The organism is Pseudoalteromonas sp. SG43-8, from assembly GCF_014164245.1.
Classification (GTDB): Bacteria; Pseudomonadota; Gammaproteobacteria; order Enterobacterales; family Alteromonadaceae; genus Pseudoalteromonas; species Pseudoalteromonas distincta.
The window spans coordinates 20,956-44,962 of sequence record NZ_JACJEX010000008.1; the positions used below are offsets into that span (position 1 = coordinate 20,956).

At 41.0% G+C, this 24,007-nt stretch carries 23 protein-coding genes; 11 read left to right on the top strand and 12 right to left on the bottom strand.

Going from position 1 to position 24,007, the window contains the following annotated elements; genetic code table 11:
• The first annotated feature begins 26 nt into the window (after positions 1–26).
• Genes H5122_RS14305 through cysQ form a run of 3 tightly spaced genes read left to right on the top strand, consistent with a single transcriptional unit; the run spans position 27 to position 3,157 of the window.
• Entirely contained in the window at positions 27–1,751 is a 1,725-nt protein-coding gene (locus tag H5122_RS14305; protein ID WP_002958871.1) for an SLC13 family permease, read from the top strand.
• A gap of 32 nt (positions 1,752–1,783) precedes the next feature.
• Complete coding sequence (gene cysC / locus H5122_RS14310; RefSeq protein WP_007378439.1) at positions 1,784–2,377, top strand: adenylyl-sulfate kinase; 594 nt, start codon at positions 1,784–1,786, stop codon at positions 2,375–2,377.
• Between the two features lie 9 nt (positions 2,378–2,386).
• Entirely contained in the window at positions 2,387–3,157 is a 771-nt protein-coding gene (gene cysQ / locus H5122_RS14315; protein WP_024589584.1) for a 3'(2'),5'-bisphosphate nucleotidase CysQ, read from the top strand.
• Positions 3,158–3,281: 124 nt separating this feature from the next.
• On the opposite strand, the gene H5122_RS14320 is transcribed toward cysQ, so the two are convergent.
• Positions 3,282–3,611 (bottom strand): hypothetical protein, encoded by a 330-nt coding sequence (locus tag H5122_RS14320; protein WP_039488582.1) that lies wholly within the window; start codon positions 3,609–3,611, stop codon positions 3,282–3,284.
• 165 nt (positions 3,612–3,776) lie between these two features.
• Positions 3,777–4,574, bottom strand: coding sequence for an alpha/beta fold hydrolase (locus tag H5122_RS14325; protein WP_182682429.1), 798 nt, complete (start codon positions 4,572–4,574; stop codon positions 3,777–3,779).
• Positions 4,575–5,020: 446 nt separating this feature from the next.
• On the opposite strand from H5122_RS14325, the gene H5122_RS14330 reads away from it, so the two are divergent.
• Positions 5,021–6,304, top strand: coding sequence for an aromatic amino acid transport family protein (locus H5122_RS14330; RefSeq protein WP_039488583.1), 1,284 nt, complete (start codon positions 5,021–5,023; stop codon positions 6,302–6,304).
• A 103-nt stretch (positions 6,305–6,407) separates the two neighbouring features.
• On the opposite strand, the gene speD is transcribed toward H5122_RS14330, so the two are convergent.
• From speD to H5122_RS14370, 8 genes are all read right to left on the bottom strand, one after another.
• Positions 6,408–7,220: an adenosylmethionine decarboxylase gene (gene speD / locus H5122_RS14335; protein ID WP_024597058.1), complete on the bottom strand. Its 813-nt coding sequence runs from the start codon at positions 7,218–7,220 to the stop codon at positions 6,408–6,410.
• An 88-nt stretch (positions 7,221–7,308) separates the two neighbouring features.
• The gene (locus H5122_RS14340; protein WP_182674097.1) at positions 7,309–7,722 is read right to left on the bottom strand and encodes an OsmC family protein; all 414 of its coding nucleotides are present in this window, start codon (positions 7,720–7,722) and stop codon (positions 7,309–7,311) included.
• 85 nt (positions 7,723–7,807) lie between these two features.
• A complete protein-coding gene (locus tag H5122_RS14345; RefSeq protein WP_002958862.1) occupies positions 7,808–8,155 on the bottom strand; it encodes a DUF3802 family protein in 348 nt (115 codons plus the stop codon).
• Between the two features lie 132 nt (positions 8,156–8,287).
• On the bottom strand, positions 8,288–9,757 hold the full coding sequence (gene astD / locus H5122_RS14350; protein WP_024603338.1) for a succinylglutamate-semialdehyde dehydrogenase: 1,470 nt from the start codon (positions 9,755–9,757) through the stop codon (positions 8,288–8,290).
• 15 nt (positions 9,758–9,772) lie between these two features.
• Positions 9,773–10,789, bottom strand: a complete 1,017-nt coding sequence (gene astA, locus H5122_RS14355) for an arginine N-succinyltransferase (RefSeq protein ID WP_002958860.1) — start codon at positions 10,787–10,789, stop codon at positions 9,773–9,775.
• Positions 10,790–10,874: 85 nt separating this feature from the next.
• Positions 10,875–12,080 carry an aspartate aminotransferase family protein gene (locus tag H5122_RS14360; protein WP_002958859.1) on the bottom strand — a complete coding sequence of 402 codons (1,206 nt, stop codon included), beginning with the start codon at positions 12,078–12,080 and terminating at the stop codon, positions 10,875–10,877.
• Positions 12,081–12,459: 379 nt separating this feature from the next.
• Positions 12,460–13,620 carry an HDOD domain-containing protein gene (locus H5122_RS14365; RefSeq protein WP_002958858.1) on the bottom strand — a complete coding sequence of 387 codons (1,161 nt, stop codon included), beginning with the start codon at positions 13,618–13,620 and terminating at the stop codon, positions 12,460–12,462.
• 43 nt (positions 13,621–13,663) lie between these two features.
• A complete protein-coding gene (locus tag H5122_RS14370; protein WP_024596662.1) occupies positions 13,664–14,245 on the bottom strand; it encodes an aminodeoxychorismate/anthranilate synthase component II in 582 nt (193 codons plus the stop codon).
• 549 nt (positions 14,246–14,794) lie between these two features.
• On the opposite strand from H5122_RS14370, the gene H5122_RS14375 reads away from it, so the two are divergent.
• Entirely contained in the window at positions 14,795–15,037 is a 243-nt protein-coding gene (locus tag H5122_RS14375) for a YdcH family protein (protein WP_002958856.1), read from the top strand.
• A gap of 62 nt (positions 15,038–15,099) precedes the next feature.
• On the opposite strand, the gene H5122_RS14380 is transcribed toward H5122_RS14375, so the two are convergent.
• Positions 15,100–15,456: a putative quinol monooxygenase gene (locus tag H5122_RS14380; protein WP_182682430.1), complete on the bottom strand. Its 357-nt coding sequence runs from the start codon at positions 15,454–15,456 to the stop codon at positions 15,100–15,102.
• Entirely contained in the window at positions 15,456–16,286 is an 831-nt protein-coding gene (locus tag H5122_RS14385) for an SDR family NAD(P)-dependent oxidoreductase (RefSeq protein WP_182682431.1), read from the bottom strand. Before H5122_RS14385 ends, H5122_RS14380 begins: the two co-directional genes overlap by 1 nt.
• A 267-nt stretch (positions 16,287–16,553) precedes the next feature.
• Here H5122_RS14385 and galE point away from each other — a divergent pair, with 267 nt between their 5' ends.
• From galE to glpK, 6 genes are all read left to right on the top strand, one after another.
• Positions 16,554–17,567: a UDP-glucose 4-epimerase GalE gene (galE, locus tag H5122_RS14390; RefSeq protein WP_149601995.1), complete on the top strand. Its 1,014-nt coding sequence runs from the start codon at positions 16,554–16,556 to the stop codon at positions 17,565–17,567.
• Between the two features lies 1 nt (position 17,568).
• A complete protein-coding gene (locus tag H5122_RS14395) occupies positions 17,569–18,633 on the top strand; it encodes a UDP-glucose--hexose-1-phosphate uridylyltransferase (protein ID WP_182682432.1) in 1,065 nt (354 codons plus the stop codon).
• Positions 18,623–19,771 (top strand): galactokinase, encoded by a 1,149-nt coding sequence (gene galK, locus H5122_RS14400; protein ID WP_182682433.1) that lies wholly within the window; start codon positions 18,623–18,625, stop codon positions 19,769–19,771. Before H5122_RS14395 ends, galK begins: the two co-directional genes overlap by 11 nt.
• Positions 19,772–19,790: 19 nt before the next feature.
• Positions 19,791–20,795: a Gfo/Idh/MocA family protein gene (locus H5122_RS14405; protein WP_182682434.1), complete on the top strand. Its 1,005-nt coding sequence runs from the start codon at positions 19,791–19,793 to the stop codon at positions 20,793–20,795.
• A gap of 29 nt (positions 20,796–20,824) precedes the next feature.
• Positions 20,825–22,147: a dienelactone hydrolase family protein gene (locus H5122_RS14410; RefSeq protein ID WP_182682435.1), complete on the top strand. Its 1,323-nt coding sequence runs from the start codon at positions 20,825–20,827 to the stop codon at positions 22,145–22,147.
• Between the two features lie 207 nt (positions 22,148–22,354).
• Entirely contained in the window at positions 22,355–23,854 is a 1,500-nt protein-coding gene (gene glpK / locus H5122_RS14415) for a glycerol kinase GlpK (RefSeq protein ID WP_182682436.1), read from the top strand.
• The last annotated feature ends 153 nt before the right edge of the window (positions 23,855–24,007 follow it).

A 24,007-nucleotide genomic window follows, 5' to 3' on the forward strand; every position in this document is an offset into this window, starting at 1 on the left:
CTTTAGCCTGTTAGGAATTTAAAAGCATGGTAGAACAGCTCGTTTTAACAGGCATTATGCTTACCTTAGTCGGGTGCCTTTTTGGCACCCGTATTAATCCAGCATGGTTATTTGTAAGCGCTATTGGCACCAGCTACTTAGCAGGGCTAATCGATCTTGAAAGCATGTTAGTTAACTACGCTAACCCGTCGCTTATCACTTTAGTACTATTGGTGTTAGTGTCGACCGCAATAGAAAAAACCACCCTAATTCAAAAGTTAGCGCAATCGCTATCTAAAGGTAGTTTAGTAAAATCGGTAACAAAATTGGGCTTATCAACCGCCTTTTTATCGTCGTTCACTAACAATACCGCCGTTGTTGCATCGCTTATTACAGCGATTAAAGACAATCCTAATCACTCCCCTTCAAAGCTATTATTACCGCTGTCGTACACTGCTATTTTGGGCGGCACTATTACGCTTATTGGTACATCAACCAACTTAATCGTTAATGGCTTTGCAGTAGATGCGGGCATGGAACCGCTGGGCTTTTTTGACTTTACCTTAGTAGGTTTAGGCGCGCTAAGCGTAGGCCTAATTACTATTTTAGTAATGCTTAAATACTTACCCGACAACGGTAAAAGCGACCAAGAAGTCGTGCCTTTTTACCTAGAAGGTAAAGTACAAGCAAGCTCAAAATTAATAGGCCAAACCGTAGAAGAAAACGGCCTGCGAGATTTAAAAGACTTATTCCTTGCTGAAATTATTCGCGACGGGAGCCGCATTTGCGCAGTCACTCCGCAGCAAATTATTCAAAAAGACGACGTGCTGCTGTTTGTAGGTGACATAAAATCGGTGCCATTACTTACCCGTTTCGACGGCCTAAAAGTAGTGCACGAGAATCATCAAAAAGACATAGAACACTTAGTAGAAGTAGTCGTAAGTCAATCTTCAAAATTTATTGGCAAAACCGTAAAAGAAGCCCGCTTTAGAGAGCAGTTTCATGCTGCTGTTATTGCCATTCGCCGTGGACATGACCGCTTACAAGGCGGCCTTGGGCAAGTGCAATTACAAGCTGGCGACTCACTTATACTCGCACCAGGCAAAAACTTTTACACTTTGCCTAATTTAAAGCGCGAATTTGTGTATATTTCAGGGTTTGACTTACAAGCCCACCTTGCGCCTAAACAATCAAACATTGTGCTACTAAGCTTTGCCGCAGTACTGGGTTTAAGCATTATTGGCATAGTGCCGCTGGTTAAAGGCTTATTAGTATTACTGATTGGCTTAATGCTCAGTGGCACCATAAAACTTAACGAAGTAAAACGCCGTTTTCCTATCGAGTTATTAGTGGTAGTAGGCAGCGCCATTGGCCTTGCTAAATTAATGATAGGCACCGGACTTGCCGGGCAAATATCCGACGCCATGTTTATGGTACTCGGGGATTTTGGCCCGTACGGCGCGTTTATAGCTATATTTTTAATGACCGTATTATTTACCGAGCTTATTACTAACAACGCAGCTGCTGCCTTATCGTTCCCTGTTGCTTACTCGCTCGCGGTTGGTTTTAATGTCGACCCACTACCGTTTATTATGGCGGTTGCCTTTGGCGCATCAGCCAGCTTTATATCGCCATTTGGGTATCAAACTAACCTAATGGTTTATAGCGCGGGTAACTATCGCTTAAAAGATTATATAGTGATGGGCTTACCCCTTTCTATTATTTATTCAATCACGGTATTAACCTTGATCCCGCTGGTATTTCCGTTTTAATACCTGCGCTCACAGCATAAGAGACTCTCACTATGGATGAAAATATAGTTTGGCATAACTACGCAACGACAAAAGCACAGCGTAGTGAGCAAAAAAAACATAAGCCCGCTATTTTATGGTTTACCGGCTTTTCAGGCTCTGGCAAAAGCACCGTAGCAAACGCACTAGAAGCGGCGCTTAACCAGCAAGGTACGCACACTTACCTGCTCGATGGCGACAACGTACGCCACGGTTTGTGTAAAGATCTAGGCTTTAGCGACGAAGACCGCATTGAAAACATACGCCGCGTAGGCGAAACCGCAAAACTAATGACCGACGCTGGCTTGTTAGTACTTACTGCGTTTATATCGCCTTTTAGAGCCGAACGCGACATGGTGCGCAGCTTAGTAGACGAAGGCGAATTTATTGAAGTATTTATCGATACCCCACTGGATGTATGCGAAAGTCGCGATCCAAAAGGCTTATACAAAAAAGCCCGCGCTGGAGAGATAAAACACTTCACTGGTATCGATTCAAGCTACGAAGTGCCAAACAATCCAGAAATAATTTTAGATACAAGTAAAAACACCCTAGACCAATCGGTTACACAACTGATAACGTATCTAAAACAAAAGCACATAATATAGGTTAACCCCATGAATCAAACCGAACTGCTAGAAGAAACCCTAATCCTTGCCCGCAAAGCAGGCCAAGCGATAATGGGAATTTACGAAAAGGATTTTAACGTTGAGTACAAAGCCGATGAAAGCCCCGTAACCGACGCCGATTTAGCAGCTCATAAACTGATTGTGGCAGGGCTTCAACAGCTCACACCTGACATTCCAATACTTAGTGAAGAAAACGCTGACATAAGCTGGGATGTACGCCAAACGTGGAAAAGCTACTGGTTAGTTGACCCAATCGACGGCACTAAAGAATTTATTAAAAAGAACGGTGAATTTACCGTAAACATCGCCCTAATCAAAAACGGCATTCCTATTTTAGCCGTAGTAGATGCACCTGCCCTTGGCGTATCCTACTTAGCCGCCGAAGCCATTGGCGCATTTAAAGATAAAGGCGATGAGCGAATTGAGCTTAAGGTAACTACCAAACCTAACAAAGGGTTAATTCGAGTTGTAGGCAGCCGCTCGCACCCATCACCCGATTTAGCAGAGTTTGTGAAACGCTTTGACGAGGTTGAAATGGTGTCTAAAGGCAGCTCACTAAAGCTGTGTTTAGTCGCCGAAGGCAGCGCCGATATTTACCCGCGCTTAGGTCCAACCTGCGAATGGGATACAGGCGCAGGCCATGCCATCGCCGAAATAGCCGGTGCTAAAGTGACTAAGCTTGATGGCAGCCCGCTTATTTATAACACCAAAGATGAATACTTAAATCCGTATTTTATTGTGAGTGCGATAGAAGAGTAAGGGCTAAGAGTTACGAGCTGTTAGCTATCAGTTGTCAGCAAGACAAGTGATAGCTATAAATACTATAAGTAGTTGTACTTATTATAGAATAACTTCAACCATAAACCTTCATCGTTTTTATAGTTCAATCATCGCCTTTAACTTTTAATTCTTTTAGAAGTTTACCTATTGAAATTAATAATAAATAAAAAATTAGTAATAAAGCCGTCGTCCCCCAGATATATGCAAAATTTGGAATCACATAAGAGTAAAGATTATTATCTTCATAAGGAATTTCTAGTTCCCAGAAAGTAAAATGAATACCACCAGAAAAGCATATAATTATCAGCCACATCTGGGGGAAAAATTCAGCAAGCTTCTCCATCAAGTAGCTATAACCTTTAGGGTTGTTATATGCCAAAAAGAATATTCCCGTTGCAGCCGCAACCAATAGAGCTGTATATAATTTTTCCAAAATGCACTCCTATGCGAGAAATACCGCCTCAGCATTAGAGGCGTTAGTATGTTTTCTAAAATTTTTTTCTATTGCTTCACTACTGAAATAGTTTGTTTTGCACATGTTTTGAGTTTAGGGCGAAAATCAAAAGAGAATGTACCGATCTTATTCCTTCTACAACCCTTAGCGATTTTGCTGGGCGATAAATGCAAGCGAGTGCTGATTGAATAAGTCAGGACGTTCCACATTACAAACATGGCCGCAATGGTGAATAGTTTGCAGTACGCTATTTTTATGACGCTTAACCATTTCTTTAACAGGGCCAAGGAACATATGATCTTCCTTACCCATAATGTACAGAATGGGAATATCAATGTCTTTTTCTTTGAAGTATTGCATTAAAGGGTTTACGTCCATGGCTAATTTAAACCATTTTATAAACTCTTTTTGGCACAAGCGCTTTGCTTCACGAACAAACAAAAGTCGAGATTTTTTATGACGCTTTTTCGGCATCATAATAAAAGCAAATAAACGATACAGCCACATATAAGGCAAGAAGTGTTTAAAAGTATTACCTAAATAAACCAATGTATTACTGCGCGTATTAAAACGAGTAACCGCTCCACCTAGCACCATGCTAGAAACATATTGCGGCGCAATTTCAGCAATATTTCGAATGAGTATTGTGCCCAATGAAATACCAACAAAGTGTGCGCTGGTGATATTGTTATGATCTAACACATCAATGATGTCTTTAGAGACATTATTAAATGAATAATTATTATCAACAAAGTTTTGTACTAAGTTATTCGATTTACCGTGACCACGAAGATCTAGCAACAACACATTATATTCTTTTTTATAGGCTTTAAGCTGACGAAACCAAATTGCCGAGCTACCACCTGCTCCATGGACAAATACAACCCATGTTTTACTGGTTTCGTGCGCAAAAGTAGTATGGAAGAGAATCTCTTTGCTCATTGCAGTTAGTGGCCTATTTACTTCGTTTGGCATATTCAATTGCAGGAAGTATAACGGAGTTTAATAAAAATCGCTTATGAAGTTCAGATCAATGGCTTCTACTTAACAGCTTTTCGGTGCAAATTCTGATTTTTAAATGAAAACCAATAAAAATGATCAGTCCCTATTTTTACGTTATGAAAACCGCCTATCTCGGCTTTGCTGCTCGCGTGACACTATAGCGTGTTGGGTTTCGCTGCGCTCTAATCAACCTACTTTAAAATTATAATGTGGTGCTGCCGCTTAAGGGTGTTGCTCACTTTTACACCGCTGTTTCGTATTCATGACACTTACCCTTCAATTTGGTCTAATTAATTAGTCTACAAATCCTCTCAAAACATGAAATTTTTAGCTAAAAACTATATTCTTGCGCGCGATTATTATTTAAATAATGGATAAACACACACATGACAACATCTCAAGATGCAACGCTTTCAAATGCATCAACAACAGGTGCACACACACCTTCAAACACACCCACTTCTAAATGGAATCTGCACGATACGCAGTGGACTTTAAGCCTTTTTGGTACCGCCGTTGGTGCGGGTATTTTATTTTTACCTATTAATATTGGCATTGGCGGTTTTTGGCCGTTAATTATTTTGGCATGCTTAGCATTTCCAATGACCTTTTGTGCACACCGTGGATTAGCGCGTTTTGTACTTTCATCAAAAAATAAAGATGCCGATTTTACCGATGTAGTTGAAGAACACTTTGGTGTGACTGCGGGGCGGTTAATTTCTTTATTGTACTTTTTATCTATATTCCCAATTTTGCTTATTTACGGTGTGGGCTTAACTAATACCGTTGATAGCTTTATGGTTAATCAAATGGGGATGGAATCACCTTCTCGCGTGTTGCTTTCGGGTGTATTAGTTGCAGGTATGATTAGCTTAATGATGGGCGGCGAGCGCTTAATGCTGCGTGCCTTTGCTATTTTAGTTTACCCGCTTGTGGGTATATTGTTCTTTTTATCACTTTATTTAATCCCAAGTTGGCAAATGCCAGATATGACAATGCCTGAAATGGGCAGCTTTGGAAAAACGTTGTGGTTATCGATTCCTATTATTGTGTTTTCGTTTAGCCACGCAGCGGCTATCTCAAGCTTTGTAAACGTGCAACGCGGTCACTACGGTGAACAAGCTACACATAAGTCTGAGGCGATTTTAAAGCGCACTAGCTTACTACTTATTACCTTTGTACTATTATTTGTTTTCTCTTGCGTGCTGTCGCTTACAGGCGAGCAAATGGCCGCTGCTAAAGCCGCTAACGTATCGGTTTTATCCTACCTTGCTAACATTACTGATAACTCGTTTATTGCCACACTTGGGCCGCTTGTTGCCTTTATTGCTATTACATCGTCGTTTTTGGGTCACTTTTTAGGGGCACGTGAAAGCTTTACGGGTTTAGTAACTAAACAAACAAGTTTAAGCGCAAAAGCGGCCGATAAAATTGGTGTGCTAATTATGTTTTTAGCTATTTGGTTTTGCGCTGTTAAAAACCCAAGTATTTTAGACATGATGGATCAGTTATCGGGCCCTATCATCGCGATGATTTTATTCATCATGCCAATGATTGCAGTTTATAAAGTGCCTGCACTTCATAAATACCGCAACCGTTTAAGCACGCTATTTATATTAGCGGTTGGCTCACTTGCTGTATTTGCACTTATTTACAGCATGATTAATTAATACGCTATATATTCAAAAGCCCAGCTAAGTTAATTAGCTGGGCTTTTTTAGGCATAAAAAAATGGCGCTCACTGAGCGCCATTTTTAATTTAATTCGTTGCTATTATTCTGTATCTGGCAGGTTACGGCCATAGAATATTTCTTGCATTTCGCGAGTCAGCTTAGAGCGAATTTCGTCTTCTTCTTCATCCGATAACTCATCAGTAGAAAGGCCGAATAAATAGGTATTTAAGTCGGTTTCTTTTAACATCATTTTAGTATGGAACAGGTTTTCTTGATACACGTTCACGTCCATCATTTGGTACGCTTCTTTTGTATCTTCTGTCATGAAGTTTTGAATCGAGCTAATAGCATGATCAATGTAGTGCTTAACACCGTTTATGTCGCGGGTAAAACCACGTACGCGGTAGTCTATTGTTACTACGTCTGACTCAAGGCTATGAATTAAGAAGTTTAACGCTTTAAGTGGCGAAATAATGCCACAGGTAGATACTTCAATATCAGCACGGAATGTACAAATACCATCATCAGGGTGAGCTTCTGGGTATGTGTGTACACAAATATGGCTTTTATCTAGGTGTGCAACAACTGAATCAGGTAATGGGCCTGGTGCTTCGTCAGCATCGTAATTTTGCTGCTCTTCTACTGGTTCTTCTGAAACCAAAATAGTTACACTTGCGCCTTGCGGTTCATAATCTTGGCGCGCTACATTTAAAATGTTAGCACCAATAATATCAACAACTTCACCTAAAATATCGGTTAGTCTATCTGCACTGTACTGCTCATCGATATATTCAATATATTCTTTACGTTGTTGCTCGGTCTTTGCGTAACAAATATCATAAATACTAAAGCTTAAACTTTTGGTTAAATTGTTAAAGCCATGAAGTTTAAGTTTATCGAAGGGTTTGTTCATAATAAACCAACCTATAAATTAGTGGGTTCTGCACCTGCAGAATGAAAAGTTCGCGGATTTTATACGAATTTTCCTCGTGGAAAAAGCGTTATTTTGCTTGATCTTGCACAACTTCGTGGCTATGCGTAATTTCTACTGTTTTATCAAGCATTAATGCAACCGAGCAATACTTTTCAGCAGAGAGTGAAACTGCACGTGCAAGGTGCTTTTCAGACACATTATTGCCTTTAACAACAAAGTGTAAGTTGATTTTGGTAAACACGCGCGGTGCTGTTTCGGCGCGTTCTGCACAGAGTTGCACTTGTACGTCTGAAAAATCTTGTTTAGCTTTTTTTAAAATACTAACCACATCAACTGATGAGCAACAGCCAACTGACATTAAAACCATTTCCATTGGGCTTGGTGCTGCGCTATCGCTGCCGCCATCAAACACAACATTGTGGTTAGAATTAGAACGGCCAATAAACGTATCGCCTTCAACCCATTTTACATTTGCTTGCATTGTTATATCTCAAAAAATATTTTCTTGATTGTAAGCAACTTAGCCGTAGTTGCAAATGAAAATGCAACGCAGGGCTATAAAATGGCTAAGATTGTTGTGCTAAAGCGCTATCAAAGAGGTTTTTCACTAAACCTGCAAATTCATCTATAAAGGCATGCTGTTCAACCGTGACAGGCTGTGAGGTGATGCTGCTGAGGACTTCTTCTAAATCGTAAACTATGCCATCAACTTCACGTACAATTTGACTACGCTGCTCTGTGTTGAGGTCTGTGTGCTGCTCGCAAATAAGCATCACATTTTGTGCAATAACGTCTTCGATTAATTCCATTACTGTTGGAGCGCCTGGTTTTATTTCGCCTGGCTTCTCAAACAATGCTAAATTTTGAGTTAGATACATGATCAAATCATCGTACCCTTGCCTATCTAAAACCATTATGCGAACCACCTAAATATATTTAATTATGCTGATTTAAGCAGAAAGAGTCGATAATTACTAGCCTTGTACGATAGCAATACAAAAAAAGCAGCCGAAGCTGCTTTTATAATGATTAAGTAGTATTACTGCTTAATCTATTTTTAAGCCTGGGCTTAGTGTTGCTGGCATCGCTACTTTTTCAAGCTCTACTGAAGCAACTGGGTATGCACAGTAATCAGCTGCGTAATACGCGCTTGCTCTGTGATTGCCCGATGCGCCAATACCACCAAATGGTGCTGCGCTTGATGCGCCAGTAATTGGGCGGTTCCAGTTAACAATACCAGCGCGAATACGACGTAAAAAATGGTCGTAATCTGCTGCACTATCACTTAATAAACCAGCCGATAAACCAAAGGTTGTATCGTTTGCTTTATCAATGGCTTGGTCAAAGTCGTCAAAGCGGAATACTTTTAAAAGTGGTCCAAAATGTTCTTCATCTGGGAAGTCACTAATATTTGTACACTCAATAATACCTGGTGTTACAAAACCGGTATTGGCTGTGTGCTCAAGCTCTACTAATACTTGAGCGCCAAGCTCAACAAGCTCGTTTTGCGCTTTAACCATGCCTGCAGCTGCCGCTGATGAGATCATAGAGCCCATAAATGGCTGGTCTGCATCATCGTAGTTGCCTACTTTAATCGCTTTAGTTGCAGTGATAAGGCGCTCTAAAATTGCATCGCCTTTGCTACCTTTAGGTAAAAACAATTTACGTGCACATGTACAACGCTGGCCGCTTGAGATAAACGCTGATTGAATAATATCGTGAACAACTGCTTTAGTGTCTTCAACGTCAGTAATAATAAGTGGATTATTACCACCCATTTCTAGCGCTAAAATTTTACCCGGTTGACCTGCAAACTGTTCATGTAAAATATGACCAGTACGCGAAGAACCCGTAAAGAACAAGCCATCAATCCCTTTGTGAGCAGCAAGAGCTTTACCCGTTTCTACTTCACCTTGAACTAGGTTAATTACACCGGCTGGTAAGCCTGCTTTTTCCCACAGTTTAAGCGTAAGCTCGGCAACTTTAGGAGTCAGTTCAGACGGTTTAAATACAACCGTGTTACCGGCTAAAAGCGCTGGCACAATGTGGCCATTAGGTAAGTGACCCGGAAAGTTATACGGACCAAATACGGCTACAACCCCATGTGGCTTATGACGAATCATCGCACGGCCAAGTGGCATTGCGTTTTCTACGTCGCCAGTGCGCTCTAAAAATGCTTTTTCAGAAATGGCAATTTTACCAACCATAGCACCCGCTTCTGTGCGCGTTTCCCACAGTGGCTTACCTGTTTCCTGTGCGATAGTAATAGCGAGCTCTTCGCTGTTTTCTTTTAATTGCGCTGCGAATGCTTTAATTATTTCTAAACGCTCAGTAAAGCTTTTATCAGCCCATGCATAAAACGCTTCGCGCGCTGCATTTACTGCGGTGTCTACTTGCGCCGCAGTTGCTGATGATGCCTGCCAAATAACGTCGTTATTTGCAGGGTTTACTGAATTAAATTCTGTGCCTTGGCCTTGTGACCATTGACCATTAATAAATTGTGCAGGATGAGTCATATACTTTCTCCTAAATTAAATCGTGGTTGCACTAACAATATCGCCAGTTTGCAAATGCAATGCATCTGCTACTTCTTGCGATAAAATAAGGCTTTTTGCGCGCTCGTCAAATGTCATTGGTGCAACGGTTGCTCTAAAATCTTCAAGCTTTTCGTTAGCTAGTAACACCATGGTGTCGCCAGTCATTTCGCCAATTTCAACGTTAAAGTTATTTGCATTACGAATCGTCGCAATGTTATCTACTTTTGCTTCAACCGTTGGGCCGCCGTCAAAAATGTCTACGTAGCCATTAAACGTAAAGCCTTCGCTTTTCAATAACTCGATTGCTGGGCGTGTGTTGTCGTGTACTTTACCTATTACGGCTTGCGCATCTTTACTTAGCAAGTTTACGTAAATTGGGTATTTAGGCATTAGTTCAGCAATGAAAACTTTTTGGCCAATACCTGTTAGGTAATCGGCTGTTGGAAAATCCATTGAGAAAAAGTGCTCTTCAAGCCACTGCCAAAAAGGGCTGCTGCCGTTTTCGTCAGACACACCGCGCATTTCTGCAATCACTGTTTGCGCAAAACGCTCTTGGTGCTGTTTTATAAACATAAAGCGCGCTTTTGAAAGTAGCTTACCGTTACAATTTTTACGATAGCCATCTTTTAAAAACAATGTGCAAAGCTCTGTAGCGCCTGTGTAGTCGTTACATAGCGTTAAAATATCAACCGCTTTGTATACGTCTAATGTGCGCGAAGAGTGAATCACTTTACTTAAGTGATAATGATAAAATGCATCATCAAGCCCTACCGCAGCTTCAATTGCAGACGTACCTACAACATCACCGGTTTCGCTATCTTCAAGAACAAACAGGTAGCCTTCGTCACCGGGTTGTGACGTTTGCTTAGCAAATGAACTTACAGAATGGTCTATTTTCTTTTGCAATAGTTCTTCGTTTAATGGCAAAGACGTAAAACCATGCCCAGATTCGTGGGCAATTTTCAGTAATGCTGAGTAATCATTTTGCTGGATTGGGCGAAGGATCATCATGAGTCCGCTTGCTCCCTTATAAATAACGGTAAATAGGAATTGCAGGGCAAGCGGTGCTTACCCTTAATTGGTTGGCTTAAGTCGCTTATGCGTTTACTACGCTTGCTACTGCTTTTTCAAAGCGTGCCATACCTTCGCGAATGTCCGCTTCAGGAATTACTAAAGATGGAGTGAAACGTACTACGTCAGCGCCTGCCACTAGTGACATAAGGCCTTGCTCAGTACCTGCCACTAAAAACTCTTTTGCACGACCTTTGTATTGCTCGTTCACTACTGCACCAATTAATAAACCTTGGCCACGGATTTCGCTAAATACGTTGTATTTTTCGTTAACCGCGCTAAGTAGTTCATTAAATAATGCTGCTTTTTCTTTTACGCCAGCCAGTACTTCTGGGGTATTTACTGTATCAAATGCAGCTTCTGCAACAGCACACGCAAGCGGGTTACCGCCATAAGTAGAACCATGTGTGCCTACTTTAAGGTGCTGTGCAATTTCAGTTGTTGTGATCATAGCGCCAATAGGAAAACCGCCGCCAAGTGCTTTAGCCGAAGTTAAAATATCAGGTACTACGTTTAAGCCTTGGTATGCGTATAAATCGCCAGTACGGCCAACACCTGTTTGAACTTCATCAAAAATAAGCAGTGCGTTATGTTTAGTACATAAATCGCGAACACCTTGAGCAAACTCATCAGTTGGTGAAACAATACCGCCTTCACCTTGTAGAGGTTCCATCATTACGGCACATGTTTTATCGCTGATAAGTGCTTCAAAAGCAGCAAGGTCATTGTAATCGCAATGTACAATGTCGCCAGGCTTAGGGCCAAAACCATCTGAATATGCAGCTTGGCCGCCAACAGTTACGGTAAAGAATGTACGACCGTGGAAACCTTTGTTGAACGCGATAATTTGTGATTTTTCTGCGCCAAACTTATCAAGTGCAAAACGACGCGCTAATTTAAGCGCGGCTTCATTTGCTTCTGCGCCAGAGTTGGCAAAGTAAACTTTTTCAGCAAATGTCGCATCAACCATTTTTTTAGCTAGGCGAAGTGCCGGCTCATTGGTCATTACGTTAGATAGATGCCAGATTTTTTCGCCTTGCTCTTTTAATGCGCCTACTAATGCAGGGTGGCAATGGCCAAGACAGTTAACTGCAATACCACCAGCAAAGTCGATAAACTCTCGACCTTGTTGATCCCATACGCGAGAGCCTTCGCCTCGAACAGGAATTACGCTTGAAGGTGCGTAGTTAGGAACCATTACGTGATCAAATAATTCGCGATTGACTGTCATTTTATTTCCTCTTAATTGTGAGCAACACAAAACATCAAAATAGGTGTTTAGTTAATATTTTTAACCAACTTTATAGGCAAGATCAGTAACCTGATAATTGCGCAAAATTGCTTTGTGGTTCAATTTTCAGACGCACATTATTTCAGAATTACTTATATCTGTCTCGTTAAAAACTTTCATGTATCCCTTGAAAATAAAGGGCTAAAGATATTATTTCATAGATAGTGAATAACTATTTGCATAGCTATTTATGCTTATTTTTAGGCAACTAACCGCATGAGTACAGAGGCGCACACGCTTTAATCGGCAAATATGTAATATAACAATAAGATGAGAATGAATGGTTAGTCGCAAAAAAATTAACAAAAAATTCAGATTTTTAGTCAATTTGAATAGCTAAATTGGTAAAATTACTCGATTGGAGGGTTTTTAGTTCCGTTTTAGTGAACTTAAAGTGCGAAAACCAGCTTAGAGCTTCATCAGGTTCAATAAGTTGATGTTCTTTTAAATTAAGATATTGAGAATAGCACCGTGCCTTTAGCATTACTTCTGTTAATGGCAGTAATGTATCGCCCTTATCTACCCCATTTACTAGCTGCTGCATTACCCCTTTAAACGGTAAATATTTAAAAGCCATTTTGTCTATTACCTTAGCGCTTACTTCTATCGATTTATTGCTAAGTAGAGTAGTTAAAAATAGCGGGTCGGGCTGAAGCTCTAATAATGCGGTGTGTAAATCTTTTTGGTTTTCATTTCGGGCTAGCTGTACTTTACGTTGCCATATTTGCTCAAACGTTTTTAAGTACAAGCGCACTAATGCAATTCGCCCTACATCTAAAAGCATCCCAAGGGTAAATGCATGAACGTCATTTACATTATTAATTTGTGCAATTTTTTGCGCAGCAATGGCGTTTGCCATGGCACTGTCACGTAAACGACGTTTTAATAACGAAAATGGTTCGGTGCTATGTGGCATCCAATGGCGGGCAGCAAATGTAGGAATAACTAGCTGTAAGTTATCAAGGCCAATATAACGAAGGGCGAGCGATGGCTTATCTACTTTTACAGACGTGTTTTTACTACGTTGATTACGATAGTAAGGTAAATTAACGAGCGTTACTAACTCCCTACCCAACCAGCTTATATCATTAACCAGTGGCTCTAAACGCCCTACCGACGCTGACTTTACAGCTAATATATCGAGTATATTGGCAATGCCATCTTCAATACCTATGGTGCTATGAATTACGCCATCTATATCTTCGAGCTGCTTATATATAGCTGTTTCAATTGTTTTGTGCAGCTGTTCACTCGCTTGAGCGCGGTACTTATGATGTGCAGTACTACTTTGCTGGCGTTTATTCTGTGCGGCCACTTCAACCTGAAGCAAGGTGCGCTGCTTCATGGGTTCGCCGTAATCTATATCTAATGTATGAATGAAACCAATTTGCTGATGCGCAAAGCTATGCCCAAGCAATAAGTCATGAGCTCGTTGGCTTAGTATTTTGGCAGTACGCTGCTGGGCTACAAGTTCAGTCATGACATCCATTAATAAAGTATAAAATGCTATGTGTATTATAACATTAGAAGCGAGTTAAAAAGTTATCAAGCAGTTCCAAGCCTTGAGCAGTTAAAATAGCTTCGGGGTGAAACTGCACACCTTCGATAGCAAGTTCATTGTGTAACAACCCCATAATTTCGTCAAACTCTCCTTGCTCAGTTTGAGTCCATGCGGTTACTTCAAGCTCTTTAGGCAAAGTTTGCGCTTTAACCACTAAAGAATGATAACGACATACCGTTAACGGATTAGCTAAGCCTTTAAACACCCCTTTATTAGTATGAACTATGGGTGATGTTTTACCGTGCATTACTTTTTTAGCACGAATTACATCTCCTCCTAAAGCTTGCGCGATAGTTTGATGTCCCAAGCAAATTCCTAAAATAGGATATTGCCCTTTGAGTTGCTCAACAACATTTAGTGAAATACCCGCTTCGTTAGGGGTGCATGGCCCTGGCGATAACACGATGTGCTGCGGGTTTAACTGTTTTATTTGTGCAATGCTTAGCTCATCATTACGTTTTACTAAAACGTCTTGATCTAAACGCTGAAAATATTGCACTAAGTTGTAAGTAAACGAATCGTAGTTATCGATCATTAACAGCATTACACAACAGACCTTATAAATTATTGACCACTACTTTACACAAGTGGTACTAAGCGCTGCATTCTACCACTATTAATTAACCAACATAAATTAGCAAAAAGCGTTAAAAATTAACTCTTTTAGCTAAAATGCTTAAAAGCCTTTAGCGGGTATTGGTTTACTAACTTGAACTCTGGTTAAGAGATTTACTAACGTATTGAATCATGATGATATTTAAATTTATTTTCTCTAGCCAGAGATTCCTTGCACCTTGAACAATAATATCGAACCCTAAGATTTTTACGATTAGTTAATACACCTACGTAGGCTGTATACCCCAACAATAAATTATTGACCTCTAAAGTACGTGCATTTATTGATCGCACTATTAAATACTTTGGTGAAATGCCTTACTGAGCAAAATAAACAGATTGCTTGTGCTACATCAAATTAGTGGCTCGATGGTTGAATTATATCTATGTAAGCCCCAGTGTATTATATGAAAGGCAGTAATCCACTTATACAACTCACTTACTTGTGAGCTCATTTATATCCTACTAAGGAGCGAATATGTTAGGCGAAGATCACTCATTAACAAATGACTTTCCAGAGTACTTAAAGACCATTGCCGAGTTAAATGAAAGCGATACTGAATTTGCAAAAAAAGCAGATAAGTACGACAAGCTAGATAAAGAGATTAGAGTGTTAGAGCTCAAAGATGCGCCCATAAGCGATGAACAAATGCATCTATTAAAACACGAACGTACAGAACTAAAAGATTGGCTATACGAACGCTTGCAGCAAGAGCAGTAGTGCAACTAAAAAAAGAGCTCACTGATGAGGTGAGCTCTTTAGATCAACAATGGGTATTTTCTCTAAAACTTTACAAAGCCACCCACAGGTTTCATAAATACACTGCTTGGGCCTGCAAAGGCTTGTGCAAACTCTTCTGATAATTGACTAAATACCCTTACTTTATCCATATCAACTACGCTTAAAAATAGTGGGCCACTTTCGCCCCAACCAGCAAGATGCGCTTTAGCAGCATCTTCATCTTGGTAACGCTCGTAAATATGTACATTGCGCTTGTCTTCACTTACTGTCCACTCATACATTAAAGTGCCCGCTTCACTTTTAGCCAAAGTAACTAATTGTGCCATTACCAGTAAAAACTCATCGTATTTACCTTCTTTAATTTGGCCTTGTACTGTCCAGGTAACATGATTTTTCATTATGCTTTACCTAATTTAAGCTGTGCTAAAATACTGTCTAACGTATCTACTAGTTGTTGATTTTTAGCATTATCAAGTGCATCAACATGAGGAGGCGCGAAGCGTCCTGTATCGTTATCAAAATACAGGCCTGCGGCATCTTTAAATTCATCACTAAGCGCTGCGCGACAAAAAATATCTGCGCCAATTTTTAAATCCCCACCATCTATACCGTAAGCGTCTTTTACCATTTTGCTTCCCAGTAACGATTTAGGGTTTACCGATATAACTAATGGCCCAGTATCTTTAAGCTCAAGCCCTAAATGACGCGACCACATAGTAATAGCCAATTTACTTTGTGCATAAGCCGCACTATCAGAAAGTTCAGTGTTACCCATAAGTGCATTTAAGTTAACGCTTGATTGCGCAGCTGATGACACATTAACCACTCGCGAATCATGACCAAGAACAGGTAATAATAGTTTTGTAAGAAGATATGGCGCAATCGTGTTTACAACAAAGCGAGCATCAAGGCCGTCAATTGTTGTAGCATCAACTAATTGATAAACGCCTGCGTTATTAATAAGTACGTCAAGCTGGTTATTATTTTCGGCCAAATCGGCTAATACATTTTTTGCCAAAGTTTGAACTTGGCTCATATCGCTTAAATCAGCAATATAAGTATGTGTACTTGCATTTGGGTATTGCTCGGTTAAAGCTACTTGTAGCGCATTGAGCTTTGCTTGGCTGCGGCCATGTAATAATACGGTGTGACCTTGTGCTAATAATATCTTTGCAGTTTCTAGCCCAATGCCATCGGTTGCGCCGGTAAGTAAAATTGTTTTGTTCATGTTGATCTCTCCTTACTTTATTTTCACTATATTAGCACCCCGACTTACTGCTGATAATTAGGCCAATAGTTGAATCAGTTTATAGAATTAATTGATAAAGCTAAGCCTATGTTAGTTAATATAAAAGCATTCCTTTAAAAGGCAGATGAGTGTTTAAGCTGAATATTTTTTATGCTTTTATTTGAATTACTCAGCAATCATAACTATTGTTTTTAAATCACCTTAATAGTAGTATTTATCATATAAATACACTTTTCGAGAAATAACATGAAAGTTTTAGTTACTGGCGGCATGGGTTACATAGGTAGCCACACATGTATTGCATTGCATGAAGCAGGTATTACGCCTGTTATTTATGATAACTTGTCTAATGCAAGTGCGCGGGTACTTGACCAACTCGAAAAGATTACGGGTACTCGGTTTGAGTTTATTTTGGGCGACATACAAGACGAGCAACAGTTTAAGCTCGCTCTAAAACATACTAAAGCCGAAGCTGTTTTTCACTTTGCAGCTTTAAAAGCCGTTGGCGAATCTACCGAGCAACCGCTGCGTTATTATCAAAATAACGTGTCGGGCACATTAAGCATGCTACAAAACATGCAAGATGAAGGCGTTAACCATATTATATTTAGCTCATCGGCTACAGTATACGGCGAGCCAGACTACCTCCCTATTGACGAAAAGCACCCTATACGCGCAACGAACCCTTATGGTTGGACTAAAGTCATGGTTGAACAAGCCATGCAAGACGTATGTAATGCCAACAGTCAATTTATGGGGATTGCGCTTCGTTACTTTAACCCAGTAGGTGCACACCCAAGTGGTTTATTAGGTGAAAGTCCTAATGGTATTCCTAATAACTTAATGCCATTTATTGCCCAAACTGCAGTAGGTAAACGTGACGTGGTTAATATTTTTGGTGACGACTACGACACCGAAGATGGCACAGGCGTGCGCGACTATATTCATGTTTTAGATTTAGCTAAGGGTCATGTTGCGGCATTTATGCAGCATAAAACAGATACCGCCTTTCATGCTTACAACTTAGGCACAGGGCAAGGTTATTCTGTGCTTGATATGATCAACGCATTTAGCGCATCAGCCAATAAAGATATTCCGTATAAGATTGCACCGCGCCGAGCAGGTGATATTGCCTGTAACTACGCCGATGCTACAAAAGCGCAAAACACACTTAACTGGTACGCAGAACTAACACTTAGCGACATGACAAACGACACATGGCGCTGGCAAACTAATTACCCAAGTGGGTTGGAGAGTTAACATGGCTTTATTAGAAAGTACTCACAGACGTAAAAATCCGCTAACGGGTCGTTGGGTATTAGTGTCACCACATCGTAATAACCGCCCATGGTTAGGCGCAACAGAAGCCGTTAACGAAAACGTATTACCAAAACACGATGAAGGCTGCCCACTTTGCCCAACTAATACCCGTGCAAATGGCGACAGTAACCCTGATTATAAATACACACACGTATTTAGAAATGACTTTGGTGCATTAACGCCTAATGCCAGCGAGCAATTACAAAGCTTAGAATCAGACAGCGATTTATTTATTGCCGACGAAGCCAGTGGCGAATGCCGCGTAATTTGTTTTTCTCCAGAGCATAATAAAACACTTCCAGAGCTTGAGCACGATGCATTGCACGAAGTAGTAAAAACCTGGAAACAAAATTACACAGAGCTTGCACAGCAGTACGAATGCGTACAAGTTTTTGAAAATAAAGGCGAGATAATGGGTTGTTCGCAACCTCATCCTCACGGCCAAGTATGGGCTCACTCGCATTTATCAACCGAAATAGAAGCCGAAGATACCCAGCAGCTTGCTTATTATAAAAAGCATGGTACAGCTATGCTTGCCGATTACGCACAAAAAGAGCAAGCAGATCAAACACGTGTTGTATTTGAAAACGAACATTGGCTTGTTGTTGTGCCATTTTGGGCTGCGTGGCCGTTTGAAACAATGCTAGTAACTAAAGATAATATTCAAAACTTTAGCCAGCTAAACGATGTCCAAACAGACGCTTTAGCACAGGCACTTAAAGTATTAACTACTAAGTACGACAACGTATTTAATTGCAGCTTCCCATACTCAATGGGATGGCACAATGCACCGGCTAACAGAGGCTCTGATGAGCAACATTGGCGTTTGCATGCACACTTTTATCCGCCGCTACTTCGCTCTGCTACTGTTAAAAAACACATGGTAGGCTACGAAATGCTAGGCGAAAGCCAACGCGATTTAAGCGCAGAAACCGCTGCTTCTATTTTAAAAGCAGCCAGTACAACACACTATAAAGATACAGCAGGACACACAGATGAAGCTTAACGAATTCCAACAACAATTTTTGTCACTGTATGGCGCGCCTGCTCAAGGTATTGCAGCAGCACCGGGGCGTGTAAACCTTATTGGCGAATTTACCGACTACAACGACGGTTTTGTTTTACCGTGTTCGTTAGAGTTTCGTACCCAAGTGATGTTTAAAGAACGCGACGACAATATTATTACTGTGCATTCTTTAAATTACCCAGGCGAAAAAGACAGCTTTAGTGTTGATGAAGAAATCACTGAAGGCCAGTCGCAATGGGGTAACTACATTCGTGCTGTTACTTATGTTCTTAAAAGAGCGGGCTTCACACTGCGTGGCGCCGACCTACTTATTGACAGCAACTTACCGCAAGGTAGTGGCTTGTCATCATCGGCCGCACTAGAAGTTGCTGTAGGCGGTATGTTTAACCATATTGCACAGCTTGGTTTACCGCCAGAGCAAATTGCGCTATTTGGTCAAGAAGCCGAAAACGACTTTATGCATTGCCAATGCGGCATTATGGATCAGCTTATTTCAGCTAAAGGCGAGAATGGTCATGCACTATTAATCGACTGTGAAAACCTCGCAACTAAATCAGTTAAAGTTCCTGATGATTTAAATATTGTTATTGTTAATTCAAACTACCCGCGTAAGTTGGTTGATAGCGAATACAACCAGCGCCGTATTGACTGCGAACAAGCTGCTGTAAAAATGGGTGTAGAAACACTTCGCCAAGCCACCATGGCTGGCCTGCAAGCAGTAAAAGCGACATTAAGCGAAAACGAATATAAACGTGCACACCACGTAATTAGCGAAAACGACCGTGTAATTGCAGCAACTACTGCACTACAAAATAACGATATGGATGCACTTCGTACGCTAATGGCTGCATCGCATCAATCTCTTAAACACGACTTTGAAGTAACCGTACCTGCAACCGATGGCCTAGTAGAAATTTGTAAAGAAGCGATGGGCGATCGCGGCGCAGTACGTATGACGGGTGGCGGCTTTGGTGGCGCAATTGTATGTTTGTGTCGCGATGCGGAAGTACCACTAATTAAAGCAGCGGTAGAAAAGCATTACTTTGAGCGTTTTAGCCTAAATGCTGATATTTACGTATGTTCAGCGGGTTCAGGATTACAAATTACGTCTTTTTAAATAAACTTAAGGAATAAGCATGGCAAAGGTTAATTGGGGAATTATTGGGTGTGGCAATATAGCTCACACCTTTGCTAAAAGCATTGCGCATTGCAGTGATGCACAGCTTATTGGCGCTGCATCAACGAGTGAGCAGCGCGCTAAAGAATTTGCCACACCGTACAATATTCAAGGCTATGAGAGCTATCAAGCTCTTATGCAATGCCCAAATATAGATGCTATTTATATTGCCAATACCCACGATCAACACTTTAAAACTATCGCCCAATGCTTAAAACACAATAAGCACGTGCTAAGCGAAAAACCAATTACCGTTAATGCTAAGCAGTTGCAAAGTCTCACTGAGCTTGCAAAACAACAAAACTGCTTTTTAATGGAAGGCGTTTGGATGCGATTTTTACCAGCCATAGTAAAATTACAACAGCTTCTAAATGAAGGTGTTATTGGTAATGTGCACAGTGTTAATGCCAACTTTAGTTTACCAGGCAGCTTTGCCGACACTCACCGATTAATGAACCCTGTAACAGCGGGTGGCGCCCTACTCGATTTAGGTATTTATCCTATTTCGATTGCTGATGTGGTATTTAATAAAGCCCCTGAACACATCAAATCCTTTGTACATAAAAGCACAACCGGCGTTGATGAGCGAAGCACTGCTATAGTTGATTACGGTAACGGGCAATTTGCATCTCTTGCCAGCGCACTGCAGCAAAATGGCCCAACAGAAGCATGTATTAATGGTGAGCTTGGCTATATTCGAATACCTCAGTTTGTAGGTGCAAAAACGCTAGAGCTACACATAAACGACCAAGACCCTCAGTACCTTGAATACAACTTTAGTGACGATGAAAACTTTAAGTTTGAAATTGCACATGTAACGCAGTGTATATTACAAAAACAAACCCAAAGCAGCGTGTTGCCCCTCAGTACTAGCTTAAGAGTTATGAACATAATGGATACCTTACGAGCACAATGGCAGTTGCAATATAGCAATGCCGTCGAGTCGGCTGAACTGACTAATTAAAAAATAAAAATACACAACAAGGACACACAATGACACACACACTCAAGGCGCTTTCAAAAGCCATACTACTTGCTACGTGCAGTTTATCTGCCAGTGTAGCTGTTGCTGAATCTAATAAACCAGAGCAGCTATATCCGCCAATCACTAGCGAAGTACTTCCAGAACTTGCGGCAAAAGGTAATTACAATGTGGGTGTGCAAACACTTGATTTAGTTAACCCTGCGCAATTTGACCCCGCTACACAAGGCCAAAAAGATCGTTCTTTAAAAGTAGAGGTGTGGTATCCGGCTGTAAACACAGCAAAAGCGCCACTTACCAGCTACACAGATGAAACTCGCTCAGGTAAAGAGTTTACTTTGCAAGCCGATGCAATGCGTGATGTCGCCATTAATAATAAAGAACACTACCCTGTCATTGTGCTTTCGCACGGTTATACCGGTTACCGCACAATTATGTACTACTTAGGCGAGCACTTAGCGTCGCACGGCTACATTGTTGCAGCGATTGATCATACTGATTCAACTAACGCAGATGTTGATTTTGAAAACGCACCGTTTTCTGGCTTTTTTAGCACGCTTATAAATCGCTCACGCGATCAGCAGTTTGTTATTAATTACTTTAATGAGCAAAACAACTTTGCAAGCAAGCAAGTAGATAACAAAAGCGCAGGCGTAATTGGTTACTCAATGGGTGGCTATGGCGCTGTAAATACAATAGGTGGTTGTTACGCTTTTAATGAGCAAACAACGGCTATGTTTACGGGTATGAAAGACCCAGCTCAAATTAAACAAGTACAGCAATTACTAAACAGCTGCGCTGGTGGGCAATACCAAAACCCAAAAGTAGACCCACGTATAAAAGCGATGGTAGCCTTTGCACCATGGGGCGGACAGCACGCTATATTTGATGCCAAAGCAATGGAAAATATTAAAGTACCTTCGCTTTATGTAGCCGGTAACTTAGATGACATTTCAGGCTATGAAGGCATTAAAAGTCTTTATGAACAAACAGGCAGCAAATATAAGTACATGCTTACTTACAAAAATGCACGCCATAATATAGCACCACACCCAGCCCCTGCTATTGCACAAAGCAGCAGCGAATTAGATATCGGCCATTACTACGAGCCTTCGTGGTCTATGCGCACACTAAACGAGACCAACAAACACTTTGTACTTGCCATGATGGATTGCCACGTAAAAGGCATAGACCGCGAGTGTAAATACTTAGATTTACCACAAAACGGCGACCAAGCTGTTGTTGATGGTAAGCCGCTGCCACAATGGCGTGGGTTTGATAATCGCTTTTCTACCGGTATGGATTGGCTACAAGCTAAACCTCACACCAAGTAATAATAAGCTTTAAGCGGTTGTTTTAATCAATAGCCGCATACGCCCTTAAAATAATGCAAAAATAAAACGCCTTTTATATAAAAGAGTTACCAGCAAATATTAGCGTGTTTATTTTTTAATCTGCTATTTTAAGAAAAAACCATTGCCATTAACTTCGGTTAAAGGCAATCTAGTCATATATAAGATAAGATAAATAACACAAATATCATGTCCAAATACATACTCTCAATTGATCAAGGAACCACAAGCTCTCGGGCCATCTTGTTTACAAAAGATGCAGACGTTTTTGGTACAGCACAACAAGAATTTTCGCAGCATTTTCCACAAAATGGTTGGGTAGAACACGACCCTAACGATATTTGGCAAACAGTGCTTAGCACTAGTCGCGAAGTGTTAACTAAAAACGATGTAAAGCCTGAAGAAATTATTGCCATTGGTATCACCAATCAGCGCGAAACCACTTTGGTATGGAACAAAAAAACAGGCAAAACAATTTATAACGCTATTGTATGGCAAGACCGTCGCACCAGTGTCTATTGCGAAAGCCTAACAACTGATGAGCTTTGCCAAACAATAAGCGATAAAACAGGCTTACTGCTCGACCCTTATTTTTCGGCCACTAAAGTTCGTTGGATTTTAGATAACGTTGAAGGCGCACGCGAACAAGCCCTTGCAGGCGAACTCGCCTTCGGTACGGTTGACACTTACCTACTTTGGCAGCTAACTGGCGGTAAAGAGCACCGCACCGATGCAACCAATGCATCGCGCACCATGTTATTTAATATTCATACCCAGCAGTGGGATCAAGAGCTTTTAGAGTTATTCGATATTCCAGAATCTATGCTGCCAGAAGTAATGGATTCAGCTGACGAGTTTGGTTCAACCAGCGCTGACATTTTTGGCGCGCCAATTCGTGTTTGTGGTATTGCAGGCGATCAACAAGCTGCGCTTGTAGGACACGCATGTTTTGAACAAGGCATGGCTAAAAGTACTTACGGTACTGGCTGTTTTTTAATGCTTAACACTGGCGAAAAAGCACTGACCTCAGAAAACCGCTTACTGACCACTGTTGCTTATAGATTAAACGGCAAGCCAACTTACGCCATTGAAGGCAGTATATTTATGGCTGGCGCAACTATGCAGTGGATTGTTGAAGGCTTAAAACTACTTAGCCATGCTGGCGAAAGTGAGTCAATGGTTAAAGATGTACCGCTCGATCATGGTGTATTTTTAGTGCCTTCGTTTACTGGTTTAGGCGCTCCTTATTGGGACCCTAATGCACGCGGCGCTATTTTAGGGCTAACACGCGACTCTGGTATTAGCACTATTGTTGCGGCTGCTTTGCAATCAGTTGGTTACCAGACCAAAGATTTACAAAAAGCGATGGAGCGTGATGGCCTTCGCCCAAGTGTGCTTCGTGTAGATGGCGGTATGGTAAAAAATAATTGGGTTATGACCTTTTTATCAAATATTTTAGGTGCAACAGTTGAGCGCCCAACAGTGACCGAAACCACTTCTTTAGGGGTCGCTTATTTAGCGGGCTTGCAAGCAGGTGTGTACGAGTCGACTGAACAGTTATCTAAAATGTGGACATGCGACCGTCGCTTTGAGCCCACCATGAGTGCCGACGAGCGTAACGATCTATACGCAAAATGGCAGCACTGCGTAGCTCAAGTCTGCTTAACGAATAAAAACTGCCCGCAGTAAATACTAAGTGGCTAAGGCCAGTACTTTAGCCACTTTGCTTTTTTAACTTAGCTAAATGCTAGATTTAAAAGGCATGCTTTACTGCTTAAAATTGAAAATGAATTGGCGTCAAAATTAACGAATAAAAAACTGGGTTTTCTATTGTCAAATGAA